General features: G+C 46.0%; 22 protein-coding genes. 14 read left to right on the top strand and 8 right to left on the bottom strand.

Annotated features, from left to right (window positions below; all coding sequences use genetic code 11):
• Positions 1 to 3: 3 nt before the first annotated feature.
• Complete coding sequence (gene recR, locus BUB18_RS20245) at positions 4 to 624, top strand: recombination mediator RecR (protein WP_073084548.1); 621 nt, start codon at positions 4 to 6, stop codon at positions 622 to 624.
• 163 nt (positions 625 to 787) lie between these two features.
• On the opposite strand, the gene BUB18_RS20250 is transcribed toward recR, so the two are convergent.
• Positions 788 to 1,000: a hypothetical protein gene (locus tag BUB18_RS20250; RefSeq protein ID WP_073084549.1), complete on the bottom strand. Its 213-nt coding sequence runs from the start codon at positions 998 to 1,000 to the stop codon at positions 788 to 790.
• A gap of 389 nt (positions 1,001 to 1,389) precedes the next feature.
• Between BUB18_RS20250 and BUB18_RS20255 the strand changes: the two genes are divergently transcribed.
• From BUB18_RS20255 to BUB18_RS20280, 6 genes are all read left to right on the top strand, one after another.
• The gene (locus tag BUB18_RS20255) at positions 1,390 to 2,406 is read left to right on the top strand and encodes a homocysteine S-methyltransferase family protein (RefSeq protein WP_073084551.1); all 1,017 of its coding nucleotides are present in this window, start codon (positions 1,390 to 1,392) and stop codon (positions 2,404 to 2,406) included.
• Between the two features lie 32 nt (positions 2,407 to 2,438).
• On the top strand, positions 2,439 to 5,207 hold the full coding sequence (metH, locus tag BUB18_RS20260; RefSeq protein WP_083550353.1) for a methionine synthase: 2,769 nt from the start codon (positions 2,439 to 2,441) through the stop codon (positions 5,205 to 5,207).
• 15 nt (positions 5,208 to 5,222) lie between these two features.
• Entirely contained in the window at positions 5,223 to 5,987 is a 765-nt protein-coding gene (locus BUB18_RS20265; protein WP_073084553.1) for an exodeoxyribonuclease III, read from the top strand.
• A 33-nt stretch (positions 5,988 to 6,020) separates the two neighbouring features.
• The gene (locus tag BUB18_RS20270; RefSeq protein ID WP_073084555.1) at positions 6,021 to 6,323 is read left to right on the top strand and encodes a DUF4286 family protein; all 303 of its coding nucleotides are present in this window, start codon (positions 6,021 to 6,023) and stop codon (positions 6,321 to 6,323) included.
• A 316-nt stretch (positions 6,324 to 6,639) separates the two neighbouring features.
• Positions 6,640 to 6,909: an HU family DNA-binding protein gene (locus BUB18_RS20275; RefSeq protein ID WP_012788562.1), complete on the top strand. Its 270-nt coding sequence runs from the start codon at positions 6,640 to 6,642 to the stop codon at positions 6,907 to 6,909.
• Positions 6,910 to 7,057: 148 nt separating this feature from the next.
• On the top strand, positions 7,058 to 7,174 hold the full coding sequence (locus tag BUB18_RS20280) for a 30S ribosomal protein THX (RefSeq protein WP_073084556.1): 117 nt from the start codon (positions 7,058 to 7,060) through the stop codon (positions 7,172 to 7,174).
• Positions 7,175 to 7,257: 83 nt separating this feature from the next.
• Here BUB18_RS20280 and pdxH read toward each other — a convergent pair whose 3' ends face one another.
• Positions 7,258 to 7,905, bottom strand: a complete 648-nt coding sequence (gene pdxH / locus BUB18_RS20285; protein ID WP_073084558.1) for a pyridoxamine 5'-phosphate oxidase — start codon at positions 7,903 to 7,905, stop codon at positions 7,258 to 7,260.
• Positions 7,906 to 8,002: 97 nt separating this feature from the next.
• Between pdxH and BUB18_RS20290 the strand changes: the two genes are divergently transcribed.
• Positions 8,003 to 9,121, top strand: a complete 1,119-nt coding sequence (locus BUB18_RS20290) for a DUF3298 and DUF4163 domain-containing protein (RefSeq protein WP_178372162.1) — start codon at positions 8,003 to 8,005, stop codon at positions 9,119 to 9,121.
• Positions 9,122 to 9,302: 181 nt separating this feature from the next.
• On the opposite strand, the gene pyrH is transcribed toward BUB18_RS20290, so the two are convergent.
• The 6 genes from pyrH to BUB18_RS20320 form a co-directional block, all read right to left on the bottom strand.
• Positions 9,303 to 10,013, bottom strand: coding sequence for a UMP kinase (gene pyrH / locus BUB18_RS20295; RefSeq protein WP_073084562.1), 711 nt, complete (start codon positions 10,011 to 10,013; stop codon positions 9,303 to 9,305).
• A gap of 128 nt (positions 10,014 to 10,141) precedes the next feature.
• Positions 10,142 to 10,966, bottom strand: coding sequence for a translation elongation factor Ts (gene tsf / locus BUB18_RS20300; RefSeq protein ID WP_073084563.1), 825 nt, complete (start codon positions 10,964 to 10,966; stop codon positions 10,142 to 10,144).
• A gap of 114 nt (positions 10,967 to 11,080) precedes the next feature.
• Complete coding sequence (rpsB, locus tag BUB18_RS20305) at positions 11,081 to 12,046, bottom strand: 30S ribosomal protein S2 (protein WP_073084565.1); 966 nt, start codon at positions 12,044 to 12,046, stop codon at positions 11,081 to 11,083.
• Between the two features lie 80 nt (positions 12,047 to 12,126).
• Positions 12,127 to 12,516, bottom strand: a complete 390-nt coding sequence (gene rpsI / locus BUB18_RS20310) for a 30S ribosomal protein S9 (protein WP_073084567.1) — start codon at positions 12,514 to 12,516, stop codon at positions 12,127 to 12,129.
• A 14-nt stretch (positions 12,517 to 12,530) separates the two neighbouring features.
• Positions 12,531 to 12,974 (bottom strand): 50S ribosomal protein L13, encoded by a 444-nt coding sequence (rplM, locus tag BUB18_RS20315; protein WP_073084569.1) that lies wholly within the window; start codon positions 12,972 to 12,974, stop codon positions 12,531 to 12,533.
• A 566-nt stretch (positions 12,975 to 13,540) separates the two neighbouring features.
• On the bottom strand, positions 13,541 to 14,230 hold the full coding sequence (locus tag BUB18_RS20320) for a zinc metallopeptidase (RefSeq protein ID WP_073084570.1): 690 nt from the start codon (positions 14,228 to 14,230) through the stop codon (positions 13,541 to 13,543).
• Positions 14,231 to 14,778: 548 nt separating this feature from the next.
• Between BUB18_RS20320 and radA the strand changes: the two genes are divergently transcribed.
• From radA to BUB18_RS20355, 6 genes are all read left to right on the top strand, one after another.
• Positions 14,779 to 16,152: a DNA repair protein RadA gene (radA, locus tag BUB18_RS20330; protein ID WP_073084574.1), complete on the top strand. Its 1,374-nt coding sequence runs from the start codon at positions 14,779 to 14,781 to the stop codon at positions 16,150 to 16,152.
• 16 nt (positions 16,153 to 16,168) lie between these two features.
• The gene (locus BUB18_RS20335) at positions 16,169 to 16,855 is read left to right on the top strand and encodes a ComF family protein (protein WP_073084575.1); all 687 of its coding nucleotides are present in this window, start codon (positions 16,169 to 16,171) and stop codon (positions 16,853 to 16,855) included.
• Positions 16,856 to 16,948: 93 nt separating this feature from the next.
• Positions 16,949 to 17,479 (top strand): glutathione peroxidase, encoded by a 531-nt coding sequence (locus BUB18_RS20340; RefSeq protein ID WP_073084577.1) that lies wholly within the window; start codon positions 16,949 to 16,951, stop codon positions 17,477 to 17,479.
• Between the two features lie 153 nt (positions 17,480 to 17,632).
• Positions 17,633 to 18,145, top strand: a complete 513-nt coding sequence (locus tag BUB18_RS20345; RefSeq protein WP_073084579.1) for a hypothetical protein — start codon at positions 17,633 to 17,635, stop codon at positions 18,143 to 18,145.
• Between the two features lie 29 nt (positions 18,146 to 18,174).
• Positions 18,175 to 19,311: a DNA polymerase III subunit gene (locus tag BUB18_RS20350; protein WP_073084580.1), complete on the top strand. Its 1,137-nt coding sequence runs from the start codon at positions 18,175 to 18,177 to the stop codon at positions 19,309 to 19,311.
• 147 nt (positions 19,312 to 19,458) lie between these two features.
• Positions 19,459 to 20,955 carry a PSP1 domain-containing protein gene (locus tag BUB18_RS20355; protein WP_073084582.1) on the top strand — a complete coding sequence of 499 codons (1,497 nt, stop codon included), beginning with the start codon at positions 19,459 to 19,461 and terminating at the stop codon, positions 20,953 to 20,955.
• Positions 20,956 to 21,006: the final 51 nt, after the last annotated feature.

A 21,006-nucleotide genomic window follows, 5' to 3' on the forward strand; every position in this document is an offset into this window, starting at 1 on the left:
AATATGGTATTTTCATCTGCACTTATAGAGAATGCGGTTAATGAGTTTTCCAGGCTTCCGGGCATTGGAAAAAAGACCGCGCTGCGGTTGGTGTTGCACTTGCTGAAGCAGGAGCCTGCACAGGTGCAGCAGTTTAGTGATTCGATAGCGAGAATGCGGGAGCAGATCAGGTTTTGTAAAGATTGCCACAATGTTTCCGATGAGGATACCTGTAGCATTTGCATTAGCCATTCCCGTAACAAACAGATGGTATGTGTGGTGGAAAGCATCCGCGACGTGATGGCGATTGAAAACACCCAGCAATACAACGGGCTCTACCACGTATTAGGCGGGATCATTTCTCCGCTGGATGGTGTTGGGCCTGAGCAGTTGAATATTCATTCGCTGGTAGAGCGGGTACAGCAAAAGGGAGTTACCGAAGTGATTATGGCACTGAACCCTACTATTGAAGGAGATACCACCATTTATTACCTGAGCCGGCGTTTAAAAGAGTTGCCGGTAAAGATCACTACAATTGCCCGTGGTATTGCATTTGGCGGGGAACTGGAGTATGCGGATGAGATGACGCTGGCGAGGTCTATATCCAACAGGTTGCCTTTGGAAAGCTATGTACAGCAAAAATAACTGCTTTTAATTTTTTCGGGGAGATGTAAGTGCCGCTGGGTTAGCATCTCTCGAAATGATAAGAGGGGCCATAGGTCCCTCTTATCATTTTGGACAAAAAAATACGGGTGCTCAATAGCACCCGTCTTCGTTTAACCTGTAATTCCACGTTATGAAAATCATATCAGGGTTGGCTTTCGCCCAGCCCTTCAAATATTGTATGGTTGGTCACTGATTGATCTTGTTCCTTTAACTCTTTCCAGCGCTGCATTTCATACTTGTTAAGGAAACATACCTTAAATACTTCCTGATGATTGGAAGAGAGTTCCGCTACTGGCTGCAACCCCAACCCTGCCAGGTGTTCACGGAGTGTATGGATATGCTGAGATATCGTCATGGTTAGATTTTTTGTTGTAATGATGAAAAAGCGGATGACAATTAGAATAATTAGAGGCAGATACATCGTGCTGCCGGGTAGCAGCTGGAGCCTGACTGGTGGGGAGCCACGGCTGAAAATTGCATTGTCTTTAAACTATCGTGTTGCATGATGCTTGATTATTACCCTACAAATATAGTAGACTTTGTAGACTACTTCCAAATTTTAGTCGATTAAATAGATAAAATCTATATCTTATAACATGAATATAAATGTTAGCCTATGGCTGTGAAAGCATGGAAAACCGGGATAATAGTAAGGAATATAGTATATTTGCAAGGATATACAGGGTGGATTTGTTTATTGTTCCCCTGTTATTTTAACAGTAACTAATAAACACCAATTGAGCCATGAAATCTTTACAAGACTGTGCCGATGAGCGCGTGCTCATCATCGATGGTGCAATGGGCACCATGATCCAAAGATACAAACTGACCGAAGCAGATTACAGAGGCACCCGGTTTGCAGACTATCCCAGCGACCTTAAAGGGAATAACGACCTCCTCAACCTCACTCAGCCTCAGATTATAGAAGCAATTCACAAAGAATACCTCGAAGCAGGTGCTGATATTATTGAAACCAATACTTTCAGCTGTACTTCTATTGCCATGGCGGATTACGACATGCAGGAGCTGGCGTATGAACTGAATGTGGAAGGAGCCCGTATTGCCAAAAAAGCGGCGCAGGAATACACCGCTAAAAACCCGGACAAGCCACGATTTGTGGCCGGCGCTATTGGTCCGTTAAATAAAACATTGTCGCTCTCGCCGGACGTAAATAACCCTGGCTACCGCTCTGTAACCTTCGACGAGGTGGTTGCTGCCTACGAAGAACAAATCAAAGGCCTCTCCGATGGCGGCGTGGACATCCTGCTGATCGAAACCATTTTCGATACGCTGAACTGTAAAGCGGCCATTTTCGCTATTAAAAAATATTTCCGTGAAAGCGGCAAACCTGAGCTGCCCATCATGATTTCCGGTACCATTACAGATGCTTCCGGTCGTACCCTCAGCGGTCAGACACTGGAAGCCTTCTATATCTCTGTAATGCATGCCAATCCTTTCTCAGTAGGACTTAACTGCGCACTCGGCGGCCAGCAGATGCGCCCTTACGTGGAAGAACTGTCCAACATCGCTACCTGTAATGTAAGCTGCTACCCTAATGCCGGCTTACCAAATGCATTTGGAGAGTACGACGAAGAGCCGGAAGATACCGCCTGTATCATTGAAGACTTTGCCGCATCCGGTTTTGTGAATATTGTTGGAGGATGCTGCGGTACCACACCCGATCACATCCGCCATATCGCAGAACATGTGAAGCGTATTAAACCACGTCAGCGACCTGTCCTGACACGTACACTGGCATAGTCAATTTTTATTCAATTCTACGACAAGTAACAATGAGTGTAACTACTTTGAACGATACTACCACTAAAGCAGATGCAACTGTAAACGATCAGCAACGCCGGATCATTCCGCCTTTCATGAGGCTGAGCGGTCTGGAACCACTGGTAATCCGTCCGGAAGCCAACTTTATCAACATCGGGGAAAGAACCAACGTAACCGGTTCTAAAAAGTTCGCCCGTCTCATTCGCGAAGGACACTTTGAAGAAGCCCTGTCTGTTGCCCGTCAACAGGTGGAAAGCGGCGCCCAGATTCTGGACGTAAACATGGATGATGCCCTCCTCGATGGCGAAAAGGCCATGACCACCTACCTTAATCTCCTGGCTGCTGAACCAGACATCTCCCGTATCCCGGTAATGATCGATTCCAGTAAGTTCAGTGTTATTGAAGCAGGTCTGAAATGCGTGCAGGGTAAGTGCATCGTAAACTCCATCTCCCTCAAGGAAGGTGAAGAAAAATTCATTGAACACGCTGAAATATGTAAGGCATTTGGTGCTGCCGTGGTTGTAATGGCCTTTGATGAGCATGGTCAGGCCGACACAGAAGATAAACGTGTGGAATTCAGCCACCGTGCCTATAAAATCCTCACGGAAAAAGTAAACTTCCCTCCGGAAGATATCATCTTTGACTTAAACATCTTCGCTATCGCCACTGGTATCGAAGAACACAATAATTATGCGGTAGAATTCATCAATGCCACCCGCCGCGTAAAAGAACTGATGCCACTGACCAAAGTAAGTGGTGGTGTCAGCAACGTTTCCTTCTCCTTCAGAGGTAATGAAGCCGTGCGCGAAGCTATGCACTCCGTATTCCTGTATCATGCTATCAAGGCTGGTATGGATATGGGTATCGTGAATGCCGGCGCCCTGCAGATTTATGACGACATCGAACCACAACTGAGAGAGCTCTGCGAAGACGCTATCCTCAACCGCCGGGAAGATGCCACAGAACGCCTCATCACCTTCGCGGAAACCGTGAAGGCGAAAGGTAAAACCGTGGAAAAAGACGAAAGCTGGAGACTGGGCACCGTAGAGGAAAGACTCAGTCACTCGCTGGTGAATGGTATCACCGACTATATTGAAGCAGATACGGAAGAAGCCAGACAAAAATATCCACGCCCGCTCGATGTTATCGAAGGGCCGCTGATGGATGGTATGAACATCGTGGGTGACCTTTTTGGTTCCGGAAAAATGTTCCTGCCACAGGTAGTAAAGAGTGCGCGTGTAATGAAGAAATCCGTTGCCGTACTCACACCGTTTATCGAAGAGGAAAAACTGCGTATGCAGGCAGAACATGGGGGAGAAATTAAATCCGCCGGTAAAATCCTCCTCGCTACTGTAAAAGGCGATGTGCACGATATCGGCAAAAATATCGTAGGCGTAGTACTGGCTTGTAACGGATATGAGATCATTGACCTCGGCGTAATGGTGCCGGCTGAAAAGATTCTGCAGACCGCTAAGCAGGAGCAGGTAGATATTATTGGGCTGAGTGGCCTGATTACCCCCAGTTTGGACGAAATGGTGCACGTGGCCCGCGAAATGAAAAGGCAGCAATTTGAAGTGCCGCTGATCATTGGTGGCGCTACCACCAGTCGTACCCATACGGCGGTTAAAATTGCTCCTGAGTACCAGCACGGTGTAGTACATGTACTGGATGCCTCCCGTAGCGTAACCGTTACAGGTAGCCTGCTCAACAAGGCACTTAAAAAGAACTTCCTTGGTGACCTTAACCAGGAATATAATAAGCTCAACGAATCATTCCGGAATAAAAAGCCGGTAAAACAATACTTGCCTTTCCCTGTTGCCCAGGAAAATAAGACAGCGATCAACTGGGATAATTTTACCCCCGTACGTCCTGCATTTACCGGCATCAAAAAGTTTGAAAATTATGATTTAGGGGAGATAGCTAAGTACATCGACTGGCAGCCGTTCTTTATCTCCTGGGAGCTCCATGGAAAATTCCCTCAGATCCTGACAGATGAGGTGGTAGGCGAACAAGCTACCAACCTTTATAATGATGCGCAGGCGATGCTGAAAAAAATCATCGCTGAAAAATGGCTGGGTGCCAATGCTGTAATAGGCCTCTACCCTGCCAATGCCATTGCCGCAGATACAATTCAGGTAACTCCTGAACAATCTGAGATTCCTCCTGTTAAACTTGAATTCCTGCGTCAGCAAATCAAGAAAGCACCAGGGCAGCCTAACTTGTCGCTGGCCGATTTCATTGCCCCTGCTGCCACGGGCAAACAGGACTATATCGGCGGCTTTGCCGTTACTGCCGGCGTGGGCATCGAAAAATGGCTGGAGAAGTTCAAGGAAGAACATGATGACTACAGCAGTATCATGCTCAAAGCCCTTGCCGACAGGCTTGCAGAAGCCTTTACAGAATTGATGCACGAGCGTGTACGTAAAGAGTTCTGGGGTTATGCCAGCGCGGAGCATTTATCAAATGAAGAACTGATCAAAGAATCCTATATGGGTATCCGCCCAGCGCCAGGCTATCCTGCCTGTCCGGAGCATACCGAAAAATACAAGCTGTTTGACCTGCTGAATGCCACGGAAAACACCGGTATTACCCTCACAGAGTCACTCGCTATGTACCCGGCAGCCAGCGTTAGCGGATGGTATTTTGCCAACCCTGAAGCCAAATATTTCGGGCTGGGTAAGATTGAAAAAGACCAGGTAGAAGACTATGCACAGCGTAAAGGCTGGACGATAGAAGAGGCGGAAAAATGGTTACGCCCTAACCTGGAATATGACATGTAAAAGCAGTAGAGCATCATGCGAATTGTTTCATATAATGTGAATGGCCTGAGGTCCGCTATGACCAAGGGCTTTACAGAATGGTTAACGGAAGATCCGGCAGATATTATCTGTTTACAGGAGATTAAAGCCAACAAGGATAATGTCGACTTTGCACAGTTTGATAAACTGGGGTATGAACATTACTGGTTTTCCGCACAGAAGAAGGGTTACAGCGGTGTGGCAGTGCTCACCCGTATTAAGCCTGACAATGTACAATACGGTAACGGTAACCTGCAGAGTGACTCGGAAGGCCGCTTTATCCGCCTGGATTTCGGCGACCTGACGTTGATCAACACCTATATTCCTTCCGGTACCAGCGGCGATGAGCGGCAGACCTACAAATACAAATGGCTGGATGAATTTTTTGCGTACCTCACGGAGCTGCGTAAAACCCGTCCTAACCTGATTGTTTGCGGGGATTACAACATCTGCCATCAGCCGATTGACATCCATGATCCGGTGAGTAACAAGAACTCCACCGGGTTCCTGCCAGAGGAAAGGGCCTGGATGGACAAGCTGTTTGCCAGTGGTTTTGTGGATACATTCCGTCACTTCAATCCTGATCCGCATCAGTACAGCTGGTGGAGTTTCCGGGCCAATGCCAGGAACAATAATAAGGGTTGGAGAATTGATTATATCAATGTAACAGCGCCGTTGAAGGAAAAGCTGAAGCATGCAGCCATCTACCAACAGGTAAAGCACTCGGATCATTGTCCGGTATACCTGGAGCTGGCCTTATAATATAAGGTATCAACAAGTACTTTTATCGCACACATGATCATCTATAATATTACTACGAAAGTGGCTACAGGCATACATCCGGAGTGGATGCACTGGATGCGTGAAGAGCAGATTCCGGCTATCCTGAATACAGGTCTTTTCCATGACTACCGCATGTGTCGGCTTTTGGACCAGGATGATTCCGAAGGGCCTACCTATGCGATTCAGTACTTCACAGACAGCATGGAGAACTACAATACCTTTATGGCAGAGCATTCCGGGGGGTTAAGACAGCGCGGTTACGAGCTGTTTGGCGACCAGTTTATTGCGTTTGGAACGGTGATGCAGACCATATAATAGCACTTAAAACAGTAAACTTATCCACAGGAAATCCACTGTTTTCACGGGCTTGGGACTTTGGTACAATAGTTGGAAAAACTGCTGAACAATGCTAAAAAGACTATCAAAGTAGCTACAGTACAGCGTTTTACGAATTTCACAATACAAATAAGGTGAAAGCGTTGCAAAGGGCAATCTGCTGGAACCGTTACCTGTAGCGTTTTTCAGCCGATAAAAATTTGTATAAAAAAGTTGTAAAAAATTTGGTAATCTGATAAAACGCGCTATATTTGCTCACATCAAACATTTTTTCACTAGTTAAATCTTACTAACTATGAACAAAGCCGAATTAATCGACAAACTTGCCAAAGATGCTGGCATTACCAAAACCCAAGCTAACGAAGCGCTGGATTCTTTCACTAAAGCTGTTGCTGATACCCTGAAAAAAGGTGGTAAAGTAACCCTGGTTGGTTTCGGTACTTTCTCCGTTTCTAAACGTGCTGCACGTAACGGTAGAAACCCACAAACTGGTCAGATCATCAAGATCAAAGCTAAGAAAGTTGCGAAATTCAAAGCTGGTAAAGCTCTGTCTGACAAGCTCTAATCAGTTAGCACAACTTATTCAAGCAAGGAACATCCGATGTTTCTTGCTTTTTTTTTATACAAAACCGCCAGCTGTATAGAATTTCAGCGAATTGATTTAATTTGCAGCTGTTATCAACATCATATTAATAAACTACAAATCATTTGTTATGGGTAGAGGAGATGTAAAAACCAAAAGAGGTAAGATTTCCAATAAATCTTTTGGTAAAGCAAGACCAGCTAGAACCAAAAAAGCTGCTGCCGCTAAAGCAGAAAAGAAAGCTTAAGGTTTCTCGTATACGAAGTTAAAAGGCGCAAATAATCTTGGATAAGATGATTTGCGCCTTTGTATTTTTAGTCCTGTTGCCGCTTATGGCGCCAGGCGCTCAATTTTCCAGTTACCATCCCCTTGCAGAGTGTAGCGGATACGATCATGCAAACGACTGCTTCTGCCCTGCCAAAATTCCAATGATGCAGGCTTCACGATATATCCACCCCAGTAATCGGGCCTTACAGGCGTATTGCCGGCGTATTTTCCCGTAAGCCTGGCTACCTCCTCTTCCAAAACTGAACGGTCTGAAATCACCCTGCTTTGCGGCGACGCAATGGCCCCTATGCGGCTGCCTTCCGGCCGGCTATTATAATAAGCGTCACTCACTGCTGCCGGCGCCTTACTAACGGTGCCCACTATACGTACCTGTCGCTCCAGCTCCCGCCAGAAAAACAGCAGGGATACATGGGGATTAGCGGCCATCTCTTCTCCTTTCTGACTATCATAATTGGTGAAGAAGAGAAATCCTTCATCATCAAAACTCTTCAGTAATACGATACGTGCAGACGGGTGCCCGTCGGGCGTGCTGGTGGCCAGCGTCATGGCATTGGCCTCCTCTACCTCGCCGGTAGTGGCATCGTTCCACCAGCGAGAAAACTGCTGCAGCGGTTCTTTTGCTACGTCGTGTTCATCAAGGGAAGCCATGATATAATCCTTGCGGAGATCTGCTATTTTCTGGTTTAACATGGTTTATAAGTTTAAGGGTAAACTTGCTAAAGTGCAGCTGATAACAAAGGTATGGAAGGATATGCTTAATTTTGGCCTACCTGATATAAATCATACTATGAAAAGAGTAGCCTTATTTTTAGTGCTTGGCCTGGCCGTACTCCTGGCCTGTAACCCCCGTGGCGGCGGTAATAATGCGGAAAAGGACAGCGCTGTTGCCACCCTCAGATTAGTGAGTACTCCCTTTTTCTATACACAGCTCAAAGGAAACCTGGATAACCATCCTATCACTATGCAGCTGCTGAAAACCACGCCAGGCATGTATCGTGGCTACTATTCTTTTGATTCCAGCGGTCAGCCGATAACCATCTGGGGGAATGGAGATTCCGGACTGGTGAAAATATATGAAGAAAGTATTGATCCGGAGAATGAGCGTTTCTTTAGTGGATCCCTGGACGATGCGGGCAATTTCAAAGGCGTATGGCATGGCAACGGTACCTCTCAGCACTTTTCGCTGGAAACAGCCATGAAAGATGCTATTCCATTTGCGGTGTTGTTTGCTACTGACTCTGCTGCTTTGCTGCCGGGTAATCCCCGCTCTCCTATCGGCATGGCCAGCAACAGTATTTTATGGCCACAGCCGGTGGTTACAAAAGAGATCGCTGATTTTATTGAGGGACAGATTACAGCTTCTCCCCTGCGTGATCCACAGCAGTTTCTGAAGCGTAGCATCGATTCCTTTTTGCTGGGATACAGGACCAGTGCTAATATTGCGGATATCAGCGAATTAACTGACGCTTCCCTTTCCGCCACCTGGAACTGGACTTCAGAGAATGATATGAAGGTGATCTACAACAAATGGCCTTTACTGGTCATTGAAAAATATGGTTATGCCTATACCGGTGGGGCGCATGGCAACTGGGGTTCTACCTTTGTGACCATGGATCTATCGAAGAAACAGGTGTTAAAGCCGGCGGATGTGTTTAAACCGGGTTATAAGGAAGCTTTCAGTCCCTTGCTGGAAAAGGCTTTCCGGGCAAAGTACAAGATTGGCAACGATGAGTCCATCCGCGAGGCATTACTGACGCCGTCTATCCTGCCGAATGATAATTTCGTGCTGACGGACAAGGGAGTGGTATTTGTGTATGTGCCTTATGAGATAGGGCCGTATGCGCTGGGACAGGTGATGTTGTATATACCGCGCAGTGAGATTAAGGATTGGTATATTCAGCAGTAATAAATCAACATTTTCCAGAATGGCTGCTCCGATACTAAACATACCTTTAAAGCATATCCCCGCGCGAAGCGCGGAACCAGCAGCAGCAAAACCGAAGGTTTTGCCACAACATAAAAATCAAAAGGCCGGATGAAAAGGTAGCACCTTTCTATCCGGCCTTTTTAATAGTATCTGTAAGAAATTAGTGAACGAGGGTACCTACGTTTTTACCCATGATGACGTTCAGGAGGTTTCCTGGTTTGTTCATGTCGAAAACGATGATAGGCAGCTTATTCTCCTGACAGAGAGTGAAAGCTGTCATATCCATCACGTTCAGTGATTTCTGATAAACTTCAGAAAAGGTAATGGTTTCGTATCTGGTGGCTGTTTTATCCTTTTCAGGATCTGCGGTGTAGATACCATCCACGCGGGTTCCTTTGAGGATAACGTCCGCCTGGATTTCGATAGCGCGCAGGGAGGCTGCGGTATCGGTAGTAAAGTAAGGATTACCTGTACCGGCGCCGAAGATTACGACGCGACCTTTTTCCACGTGGCGGATGGCGCGGCGGCGGATGTAAGGTTCTGCGATCTGTTCCATTTTGATGGCGGATTGCAGACGGGTGTAAAGTCCGATTTTTTCAAGGCCGCTTTGCATGGCCATTCCATTGATCACTGTAGCCAGCATGCCCATATAGTCACCCTGTGCCCTTTCAATACCGGTTTCTGCTTCATTCATTCCACGGTAGATGTTACCACCTCCGATAACGATAGCCACCTGTACTCCAAGGTCAGTAACGGCTTTGATGTCGTAAGCATACTGAGTTATCACCTTAGGATCAATTCCATAATTTCCTTCACCCATGAGGGCTTCACCGCTCAGTTTGAGTAAGATTCGCTTGTACTTTGGCAACATGACGCTATAAGAATATTGTAAGAGTGTGGATTACCAGTGCAATTTCCGAAAAAATTGCTGGTCATGAAAATCTATGCGCAAAAAAAAGGAGAGAAATTTCTTTCTCTCCTTTTCCTATTGGTAAGTTATTAACCTAAAGCAACGCGCTTGAACGCAGTTACTGTAAGGCCAGCATTTACTGATTTCAGGTAATCCGCTACGGATTTGTTGTTATCCTTAACGAAGGCCTGTTGCAGCAGGGTGCTTTCTTTGAAGAATTTGTTCAGTTTACCGGCAGCGATTTTTTCAGCCATTTCAGCGGTTTTGCCTTCAGCTTTAATCTGCTCGATAGCGATTTCTTTTTCGCGGGCGATGGTCTCTTCAGAAACGCCGGAAGCATCGATAGCTACCGGGTTCATCGCAGCGATTTGCATAGCTACGTCTTTACCAACTTCTTCAGCAACTGGCTGATTGAAGCCTACGAGAACTCCCATGCGGTAGTTACCGTGGATGTATGCAGTAACTGCTTCACCGGTAACGTATTCGAATTTGTTCAGGGTGATTTTCTCACCGATTTTAGCAACCTGATCGTTTACTTTATCAGCAACGGTAGCGCCGTCCAGTGGAGCTGCGCTCAGTGCTTCAACAGTAGTGATGTTGTTAGCCAGGGCCAGGTCAACGATAGACTGAGCGAATTTCACGAAGTCTTCGTTTTTAGCAACGAAGTCGGTTTCGCAACCCAGACCAACGATAACGCCGGATTTACCATCAGCAGCAGTTTTAGCGATGATAACACCTTCTTTAGTTTCGCGATCAGAACGCAGTGCAGCTACTTTCTGACCTTTTTTGCGCAGGTAGTCCACAGCTTGTTCGAAATCACCATCACTTTCTACCAGTGCTTTTCTACAATCCATCATACCAGCACCCGTTTGCTGACGCAGTTTATTAACATCAGCAGCTGTAATTGTTGCCATGAGTTATATAAAGTTTAAGAATTATTGAAATGATATTAAACTCAAATTACGAATTACGTTTTTGCGGGATAGTTCCTGCAATAGCGCAATTCGTAATCTGTATTTTAGAAAATATTATCTAGCGCCGCCACCTGGTTTGCGAGGACCGCCACCACCGGTGTTAGAAGTACGACGTTGACCACCCTGGCCACCGCCACGGTTCTGGCCACCACCACGGTTTTGACCACCGCCACGGTTTTGACCGCCGCCTTGGCCACCCTGGCCACGGCCACCGCCGCCACCTGGTCTGCGACCTCTTTCACCTTTTTCGTCGTTGCCTTCAACTTCGAATTTGCGTGCTTTATCGTCTGCTTCTTCTTCCTCTTCTACATCTTCAGTTTTCTCGTTAGCTCTTTCAGACAGACCTTCAGCGATTGCTGCGCAGATATAGCTGGTGATGATAGCGATAGATTTGGTAGCATCGTCGTTCGCAGGGATAGCGAAGTCAACTTTGGTAGGATCGGAGTTGGTATCCACCATACCGAAAGTAGAGATACCCAGGCGTTTTGCTTCAGCCAGAGCGATGTGTTCGTGAGAGATATCTACCAGGAACAGCGCAGCTGGAACGCGTGCCAGTTGAGCGATACCACCCAGCACTTTCTCCATTTTCTCTTTATCGCGACTTAAAGTCAGACGTTCTTTTTTAGTGATATTGTCGAAAGTACCGTCAGCCAGCATTTTCTCGATGCTCTGCATTTTCTTTACAGACTTACGGATAGTAGCGAAGTTAGTCAGCATACCACCTAACCATCTTTCAGTAACGAAAGGCATGTTGATGTTACGTGCAGCGTCAGCTACGATTTCTTTCGCTTGTTTTTTAGTTGCAACGAACATGATCTTTTTACCGCTTTTTGCGATAGATTTCAGGGCAGCTGCTGCTTCCTGTAAACCTTCTACGGTTTTGTTCAGATCAATGATATGAATACCTTTCTTTTCTGCGAAAATATAAGGCAGCATTTTCGGATTCCATTTTTTCTTCAGGTGACCGAAGTGAACACCTGCCTCCAGTAACTGCTGCTGCAATGAGGTATTATTTTCCATGTTTATATTGCTCAATTAAAAGGATCAAATAATAATACTGTAGCGGATATAAAAAAGCATCCGCCAACAGCTCAAAAATATTAGCGTTTAGAGAACTGGAAGCTTCTTCTAGCTTTAGCTTTACCTGGTTTCTTACGTTCAACAGCTCTTGGATCACGTTTCAGCAAACCAGCAGCTTTCAGTGCAGGACGGAATTCGATATTCACTTCGCACAGTGCACGAGCGATACCCAGTTTAATAGCTTCCGCCTGACCTTTGATACCACCACCCTGAGCGTTCACTTTCAGATCAAACTTATCAACAGCGTCAATAGTTTTTAAAGGCAGTTCTACCTGGTTTTGCAGGTAAACCAGAGAAAAGTAGGATTTATAATCTTTGTCGTTGATAGTAATGTTACCGGTACCTTTGTTGATATAAACACGGGCAACCGCTTCCTTACGACGACCTATTGTATTTTTTTGCTTTTCCATGTATCAGAGAAAAATTAGAAAGTTAAAGGTTGTGGTTTCTGCGCTGCGTGAGGATGCTCAGCACCAGCATATACAAACAGTTTTTTGTACATTTTGCGACCCAGGCGGTTTTTAGGCAGCATACCTTTTACAGCTTTCTCAATCATAACCTCAGGACGACGGCGAATCAGGTTTTTAGCCAGTTCTACGCGCTGACCACCAGGGAAACCAGTGTAATGGATGTATTCTTTCTCTTCCATTTTGTTACCGGTTAAAACGATTTTTTCAGCGTTGATAACGATGATATAATCACCGCAGTCAGTATGAGGAGTATAGTAAGGTTTATTCTTACCTCTTAAAATGGCGGCCATTTTAGCAGCAACCCTGCCAAGTGTCAGATTGGTAGCATCTACGATGTGCCAGTCACGCTTTACGTAAGCGTCGTTAGCCGATTTTGTTCTAAAACTTAATGTGTTCATTGTTGTATACGATAAAGATTACGTCTTGTAAACAATTCCCCCACAATGAGGGAGTGCAAAGGTACATTCCCCATTCTTAATAACCATACATTTTAACCAGTTTTTTACAAGGCACCTTTGCAACTAATTGATGTTCAATAAAAAATTTGTTTCAAAGTTATTAACAACATCGAAAGAAATGGTTGATAACTTGTTTTTTTGTAATGTATGGAGATGCAGATGCTGCTGAATTTGCAGATGAGCTTGTTTTGTTGGGTAGCACGTGATGCCTTCGGCATCACGTGGGAGGAGCCGCGCTACGCGCGGCCGGCGCTTTTAAGGCCGCCGCGACGCTTGCCGGGCCAACCGAAGCACTTTCGCTGTTGCAGGCAACCACCTATAGCCATCATAGTGCCTGCAATTAGTCGTACGTATAGACGTTAAATGCATGAAACCGGGAGGGCGCTGCGCGCCCTCCCACCGAGATGACACCGAAGGTGTCATCTCCCTCCTCTTCCGATCCTCCAAAACAAAAAGAGGTTGGCACCTCCAGGCACCAACCTCCCTTTATATGTTTAATATCTCCCTTAATCCCTGTTCCGGGCCCCCAGGAATATCATTAAATACTGTACAAACGTAGCAATGGAAGCCAAAGCCGCTACCACATAAGTCATAGCCGCCCACCACAGGGCATTCTTAGCCTTATCATGCTCCCCGGCCGACATCACCCGGCTGCTGTCCAGCCATGCCAGCGCTCGCCTGGATGCATCAAACTCCACCGGCAGCGTAATCACTGAAAATAAAGTAGTTACACCAAAAAGGATCACACCTATCAGCAGTAATTGCGGAAAAGTGTTAATTAACAGAATACCCGCCAGCAACACCCAGTTCACCAGGTTGGCACTCACCTGCACAATAGGCACCAGCTTCGACCGGAAGCCCAACCAGGGATATTGGGTGGCATGCTGCACCGCGTGGCCGCACTCATGTGCCGCTACTGCCGCAGCAGCCACATTAGCCCCGTTATATACATCCGGACTCAAATTCACCGTTTTATCCGCCGGATTGTAGTGATCCGACAGAAAACCATCCACAGATTGTACTTTTACATCGTATATCTGATTGTCTTTCAACATTTTCTCCGCTATTTCCCGCCCGGTCAGGCCAGAAGAGGTGGGTATTTCGCTAAATTCATGAAAGCGCCGTTTCAGAATAAAGCCAACAAGCATACTGATCCCCACAAAAATCAGTGAAACAAACATAATTCCTGGTGTCATATGCAATTTTTTTACAGAATATTATAGGTACATGAAGGGTCAAAAAATGATCCAACTACTCCAATTTAAGATTTATTTAGCAGACACCTGTCATACCTGCTTCATCCTTCGCCGACCACCGCTCATCAAGAAATTTAACACTGCCAAATTGGCGAAATTGAAGTTTTTTGAGGAAAAAATAAGCCTATTTGTCAGTACGCCAGGACCCATACATCAGTGAGATTTCATATGTAAAAATCCCCAACATCACCTCTATTTATCAACATTTTACGGCTTGCCAATGAAAGTAATATTGAACCAAAATAACGGTCCAAATAAGCGCTGGCAGCCACTTTATAACATTAAAAAAATACATCAAAAGTTATTCACATCGATTAAATAAACTTTTTTATTCTGAAGCCATTTAGTAATTTAGACCTGAATTTAATGGGTTAGTAAGTAGAAAGAGTCAACGGAATCTTCCGTTTGGCTCTTTTCTCATTTTAGGAAATCCCCCGCTTCAATTTTTGTAAATCTCCTTACTTTGTACCCTCTCTTTATACATCGATATGAGTAAAATTAAAACTGCTTTTTTCTGTCAGAATTGTGGATACGAATCTGCAAAATGGAATGGTAAATGTCCGAGTTGCGGTCAATGGAATACCTTCGTTGAAGAAAGAGTACAAAAAGATATTCCGGTAAAACAGGAATGGAAAACCATTGATAACCCACTCGCACGTACGCAAAAATTTGTTAACCTCTCCGACGTGGAAGCAGTGGCGGAAAAACGACTGCTCACCCCGGACAATGAACTCAACCGCGTGCTGGGAGGCGGAATAGTAGCGGGTTCCCTCGTTTTAGTAGGTGGTGAACCCGGCATCGGAAAATCCACACTCTTCCTGCAAAATGCCTTACAGCTGAAAGATATCAGAACACTTTATATCAGTGGAGAAGAAAGTGAACAACAGATAAAAATGAGAGCGGATCGCATCAATGTATCCAATGATCAATTTTATCTGCTCACAGAAACTTCTACGCAAACCATATTTGCAGAAATCAGGAAACTGCAACCACAACTGGTGGTAGTCGACTCCATACAAACGCTGCAATCTCCTTTTATCGAATCAGCACCCGGCAGCGTATCCCAAATCCGTGAAACTACGGCTGAACTGCAACGCTTCGCCAAGGAAAGTAATACCCCCGTTTTCCTCATCGGGCACATCACCAAAGATGGGTCCATCGCCGGGCCTAAAGTATTGGAACACATGGTAGATACAGTGCTCCAGTTCGAAGGCGACCAGCATTACGCTTACCGTATTCTCCGTACCATAAAAAACAGATTTGGCTCCACCGCCGAACTTGGCATTTATGAAATGACCGGCACGGGATTACGACAGGTAACCAACCCTTCTGAAATCCTTATTTCACAACGGGAAGATCTGCTTAGCGGTGTAGCCATCTCTGCAACCATGGAAGGCATGCGCCCCTTGTTAGTAGAAGTACAGGCGCTCGTTACACAGTCGGTGTATGGCACACCGCAGCGCACCGCTACCGGCTTTGACCTGCGCCGGCTCCAACTCCTGCTGGCAGTACTGGAAAAACGCGGGGGCTTCCACTTCGGTGTAAAAGATGTTTTTCTCAACATCGCCGGCGGCTTGCGGGTAGAAGATCCTGCGATTGACCTGGCGGTACTTTGTGCGCTGCTCAGTTCTTATGAAGACATCTCCCTTCCCAACAAAGTATGCTTCTCAGGAGAGGTCGGCCTGAGCGGAGAAATAAGGGCGGTCAACAGAATAGAACAACGTATTGCGGAAGCGGAGAAACTAGGATTCGAAAAGATTTTTATCTCCCGTTATAATAAAAAAGGAATTGATTTCACTAAATTTAATATTGAAGTAATTGCTGTCGGTCGCGTAGAAGAAGTATACCGCCAGCTCTTTTAAACACATATCCATTACGATGATAACCCGTTTGTTAACACCGCTGGTAGATCTTTTCTACCCTCACTGCTGCGCTGTGTGTGGCACGGACCTGGACCTTCAGTCTGATAAAATCTGTATCGCCTGCGAGGCCGTACTCCCTGCCACACAGTTCCATTTATTTCCGGACAATCCAATAGAAAAAATTTTCTGGGGGAGAACTAAAATTGCGCATGCGATGGCGGCCTATTACTATTCGCAGTCGTCCGGTATTCAACAACTTATCCATCAGTTTAAATACAAGAACCGGAAGGACCTCGCCATTTACTTAGGACGCAAAACCGGTTTGATGCTCATCCAAACTTCATGGCTATACGAAATTGATGCGGTCATACCTGTGCCGCTATACCACAAAAAAGAAAAGCAAAGAGGCTACAATCAGGCGCAGCTGCTGGCTGCTGGGATTGCTGAGATTACAGGCAAGCCGCTGGATACCAGTTTATTAAAAAGAGAGACCTACACCAATACCCAGACGAGGAAAGGAAGAGTTGGGCGCTGGAGCAATGTGTCAACCGTCTTCAGGGCTACCCCGGCTGTTCAGGGAATGCACCTGCTACTCGTAGACGATGTGATCACCACTGGCGCCACTACCGAAGCCTGCAGCCAAGCCCTGGTAAATGCAGGCGCTACCGTAAGCATCGCCTGCCTGGCATACGCCTGGAGCTGAAAAAAAATAAATTTTATGATAACGGATATTTAACTTTATGCCTGAGTCTGAGCCGTTATTTTTGTTCCTGCAAATTTTCAACAACCCTGGTTTATGTTTAAGATTACACTACTCTCCATTTTTATGCTGTTCGCAGCAACTGCATCACATTTGTACGACTTTAAAGTAGACGCCGTTGACGGTGGTAAAATTGATTTCTCCAAATACAAAGGCAAAAAAGTGCTGATTGTAAACACCGCTTCCCTTTGCGGTAATACACCACAGTACGAAGGCCTGGAAAAACTATATAAGAAATACCAGAAAAACCTCGTGATAGTAGGCTTTCCTGCCAATAACTTCGGAAGCCAGGAGCCTGGTAGCAACAAAGAAATCCAGGAGTTCTGCACCAAGAAATATGCTGTCACTTTTCCTATGGCTGCAAAAATCTCTGTAAAAGGAGCTGACATACACCCGCTGTACCAGTGGTTAATGGACGAAAGCAAAGCTAAACACCTGGAGCCTGCAGCAGTTACCTGGAACTTCCAGAAATACCTGCTGGATGAAAAAGGTAACCTGGTAGCTGTGTTTTCACCAAAAACGCAACCAGATGCTCCGGAGGTAATTGCAGCGATCGAGAAAAAATAATTTTCAACCTCCCCCCGAACATACTCTTTTGCCATATTTAGGGTAACGAAATGTTACTTCGGTTACGTATACCCGTGACCGTGTGACACTAATATTCATTCACCCTGGAGCAACCATTGCATGAAACATCTACTATTATATTTACGACCAACTATGCTTTGTCTGGCCGCAGCCATCGGGCTTTCCGCATGCCAGAACATCATCGATGAGCCTACCTTATCCTGCCCCGAAATGGTGTTTAACTTCAATACCGAGGGTAAAACCACGCCACTGAACCTTTCCAGCAGTCTATTATTTCGTGCGGAAACAGACAGCGGTGGCCAGAAATACGTGAGTATTGAAGGCATCAGCGATAGCATGAAAGTGATCATCAATTTATTTGACGGGATGTATGTGGACAGCCTCCTGAGCAACGATTCTATCAGATTAAAAACCTATACCTACTCCCGGAAGGCAAAAGTAGAAGGTGGATTAATTATTATCGGCACCAGGGTACCGGGTTTCGATTACCATTTCCTGGAAACGGATACTTCCAGTATCACCATCACCAGAATTAATACCCGGAAAAAAACTATAACCGGTTATTACTATTATGCTAATACCGGCAATACCGTTACCGGTCAGGGAGTATTTCAGAACACCTGTTACAGCTCTTTGTCGCGCTAAGGTTTATCCCCTTTTCATTATCTTGCGGCATGCTTTTTAAAGAGATCATAGGACAGTCCGCCGTAGCACATCAGCTGGTACAATCCGTACAGCAGAACCGACTCAGTCACGCACTGATATTGCTTGCACCGGAAGGTAGCGGCGGACTTCCGCTTGGGCTGGCCTTTACACAGTACCTCGTTTGCGAAAACAAGCAACCGGAAGGCGCCTGTGGCCATTGCCCGGGATGTATCAAAGCATCACAGTACATCCACCCCGATATTCACTTTTCTTACCCGGTAATTCCCCGTAAGGCGGGCGATAAACCGGTGAGCACTGATTATGTGAGTGAGTGGAGAGAATTTGTGACTACTAATCCATATGGTAATACCTATGACTGGTTGCAATTCATCGGGGCGGAGAATAAACAAGGTAACATTACAGCTACGGAGTGCCAGGACATTATCCGCAAGCTTAACCTCAAAAGTTTTGAGAGCGGCTATAAGATCCTGCTGATGTGGATGCCTGAATACCTGGGCAATGAAGGCAACCGCCTGCTCAAACTAATAGAAGAGCCCCCGGTAAATACTCTTTTTATTTTTGTAGCAGAAAACCAGGAGCAGATCCTGGCTACCATTCTTTCCAGGACACACCTGATCAAAGTAAATCCTATCCCTAAAGAGGATATGGTAAAATCGCTCACCGACCGAAACGTGCCGGCAGCAAGGGCCCAGCAAATTGCCACCATTGCGGCAGGCAACTACCGGGAGGCGGTGTACCTGCTTCAAAATTCCGATGACGACTACCACGAGCTGCTGCGCAACTGGCTTAACTACATCTTTACTGGCAACAGGGGCGCGCTACAGGACTGGATTGAAGGCATTTCCAGCGCCAAAACCGGCCGTGAAAACCAGAAACAATTCCTCCGTTATTTCATCAACCTACTGGAGCACGCAGTGCGGTTGCAGTTTATCGATCGTAGCCAGCTGGCCTTTTCTGCGGAGGAAATGGACTTTTCTTCCAAGCTGCTGAAGCTGGCGGGGATGGAGCAGATAGAGCAGATTGTGGAGCTCCTGGATAATGCCTACTACCATATTGAGCGAAATGCCAACGCTAAAATGCTCTTTCATGCACTGTCCATCAAGCTACAATATATATTTAAAAAGAAACCTCTGCCTCAAACGTAATAACCTGGGGCGTTAGGAAGCCATATCCCCTTGTTTTCCTTATCTTTGCTGCTTTCCGTCTTTTTGTTTTTATTACAGGAATACTGTATATTAAGGGGATGGAATGACCTGAAATGCTTATTTCTAAAATTTAAACTATTTAATAATATGGCTTGTGCCGGATGTGGTACGGGTGTAGATGGTAAGCCAGCAGGATGTAAGAGTAATGGAGGATGCAGTACAGGAGGTTGTAACAGACTGAATGTGTTTGATTGGTTATCCAATATTCCACTAGCAGACAGCTTATCACCATTTGACATTATTGAAGTTAGTTTTAACAATGGAAGCCGCAAAGATTTTTACCGTAATGTAACCAGACAGCATCTTGATAAGGGTGAGATGGTTACCGTAGAAGGGATCAGCGGCTTTGACGTTGGAACAGTAAGCCTGACAGGTGAACTGGTAAAACTACAGATGAAAAAACGACGCGCAGAGGACACACCCGAAGTCAAAAAGGTCCTGCGTCGATCAACACACGACGACCTGCAAAGGATGAGTGATAATAAGGCCCGAGAAAAGGAGGCATTGATTAAATCAAGGGCATTAGCCCGCAGCCTGGGCCTTGAAATGAAACTTACCGAGGTCGAAATTCAGGCCGATGGCCGAAAAGCAACGTTCTTTTACACTGCCGATGATCGTGTCGATTTCCGTGAACTGATTAAGGTTTACGCCTCCGAATTCAGAGCTAAAGTGGAGATGCGCCAGATAGGTGCCCGCCAGGAAGCCGGAAAAGTAGGAGGAATTGGTAGCTGCGGCCGCGAATTATGCTGCTCTACCTGGCTCTCTGATTTCAAAAGCGTGAACACCACTGCTGCTCGTTATCAGAACCTTTCCATCAACCAGGCGAAGTTATCCGGACAATGTGGCCGCCTTAAATGCTGCCTCAACTACGAACTGGATACTTACATGGATGCACTGAAAGATTTCCCTGAAGATGCAGACACCATAGAAACTGCGAACGGGGTAGCCACCTTACAGAAACGCGATATCTTCAAAAGCCTCATGTGGTATTCCTACGAAGGAAGTAACAAGCAATATCCGCTGACCATTACCAGGGCCAAAGAAATCCGCCAGCTCAACAAACAAGGTGTGAAGCCGGATGATCTGAAAGCTGTAGAGGTAGTAAATGTGCATAAACCGAAAGAAACCGATCTCGGATTTGCAGATGTAGTAGGACAGATCAGCCTGAAGTCTCTGGAAAAAACTGTTCAGAAGCGCAAGCAGAAGGACAAGGACAAACAGAAACAACAGAAAGGCGAACCGGGCAAACAGCCGCAGCAACGTCAGGAAGCTAAGCAAGAGCAGAAAGGACAACAGCAGGGCCGCCCAGATAACCGCCACCACGATCGTAACAGGCAAAAGCAGGACAACCGCCCGCCCAAACAGGGAGGACAACCCAATCAAGGAGGACAACCTAACCAGGGAGGCAACCAGCAAAACCGCCCGCCACGCGATCAGCACCAGGGCCGCCAGCAACAGCAAGGGCCTAAACAGGAAAGAGAAGGACAAGGACAGGGTCAGCCACCTAAACAGGACCGCCGCCCACCTAAACATCACAAACCAAAACCTTCCAATCCTAATAATAACAACAACAATAAATCATAAAAAAAGAACCGGCCGTAAAGCCGGTTCTTTTTTTATATATAGATAAAATTT

The sequence above is a fragment of the Chitinophaga jiangningensis genome, from assembly GCF_900142605.1.
Taxonomy (GTDB): Bacteria; Bacteroidota; Bacteroidia; order Chitinophagales; family Chitinophagaceae; genus Chitinophaga; species Chitinophaga jiangningensis.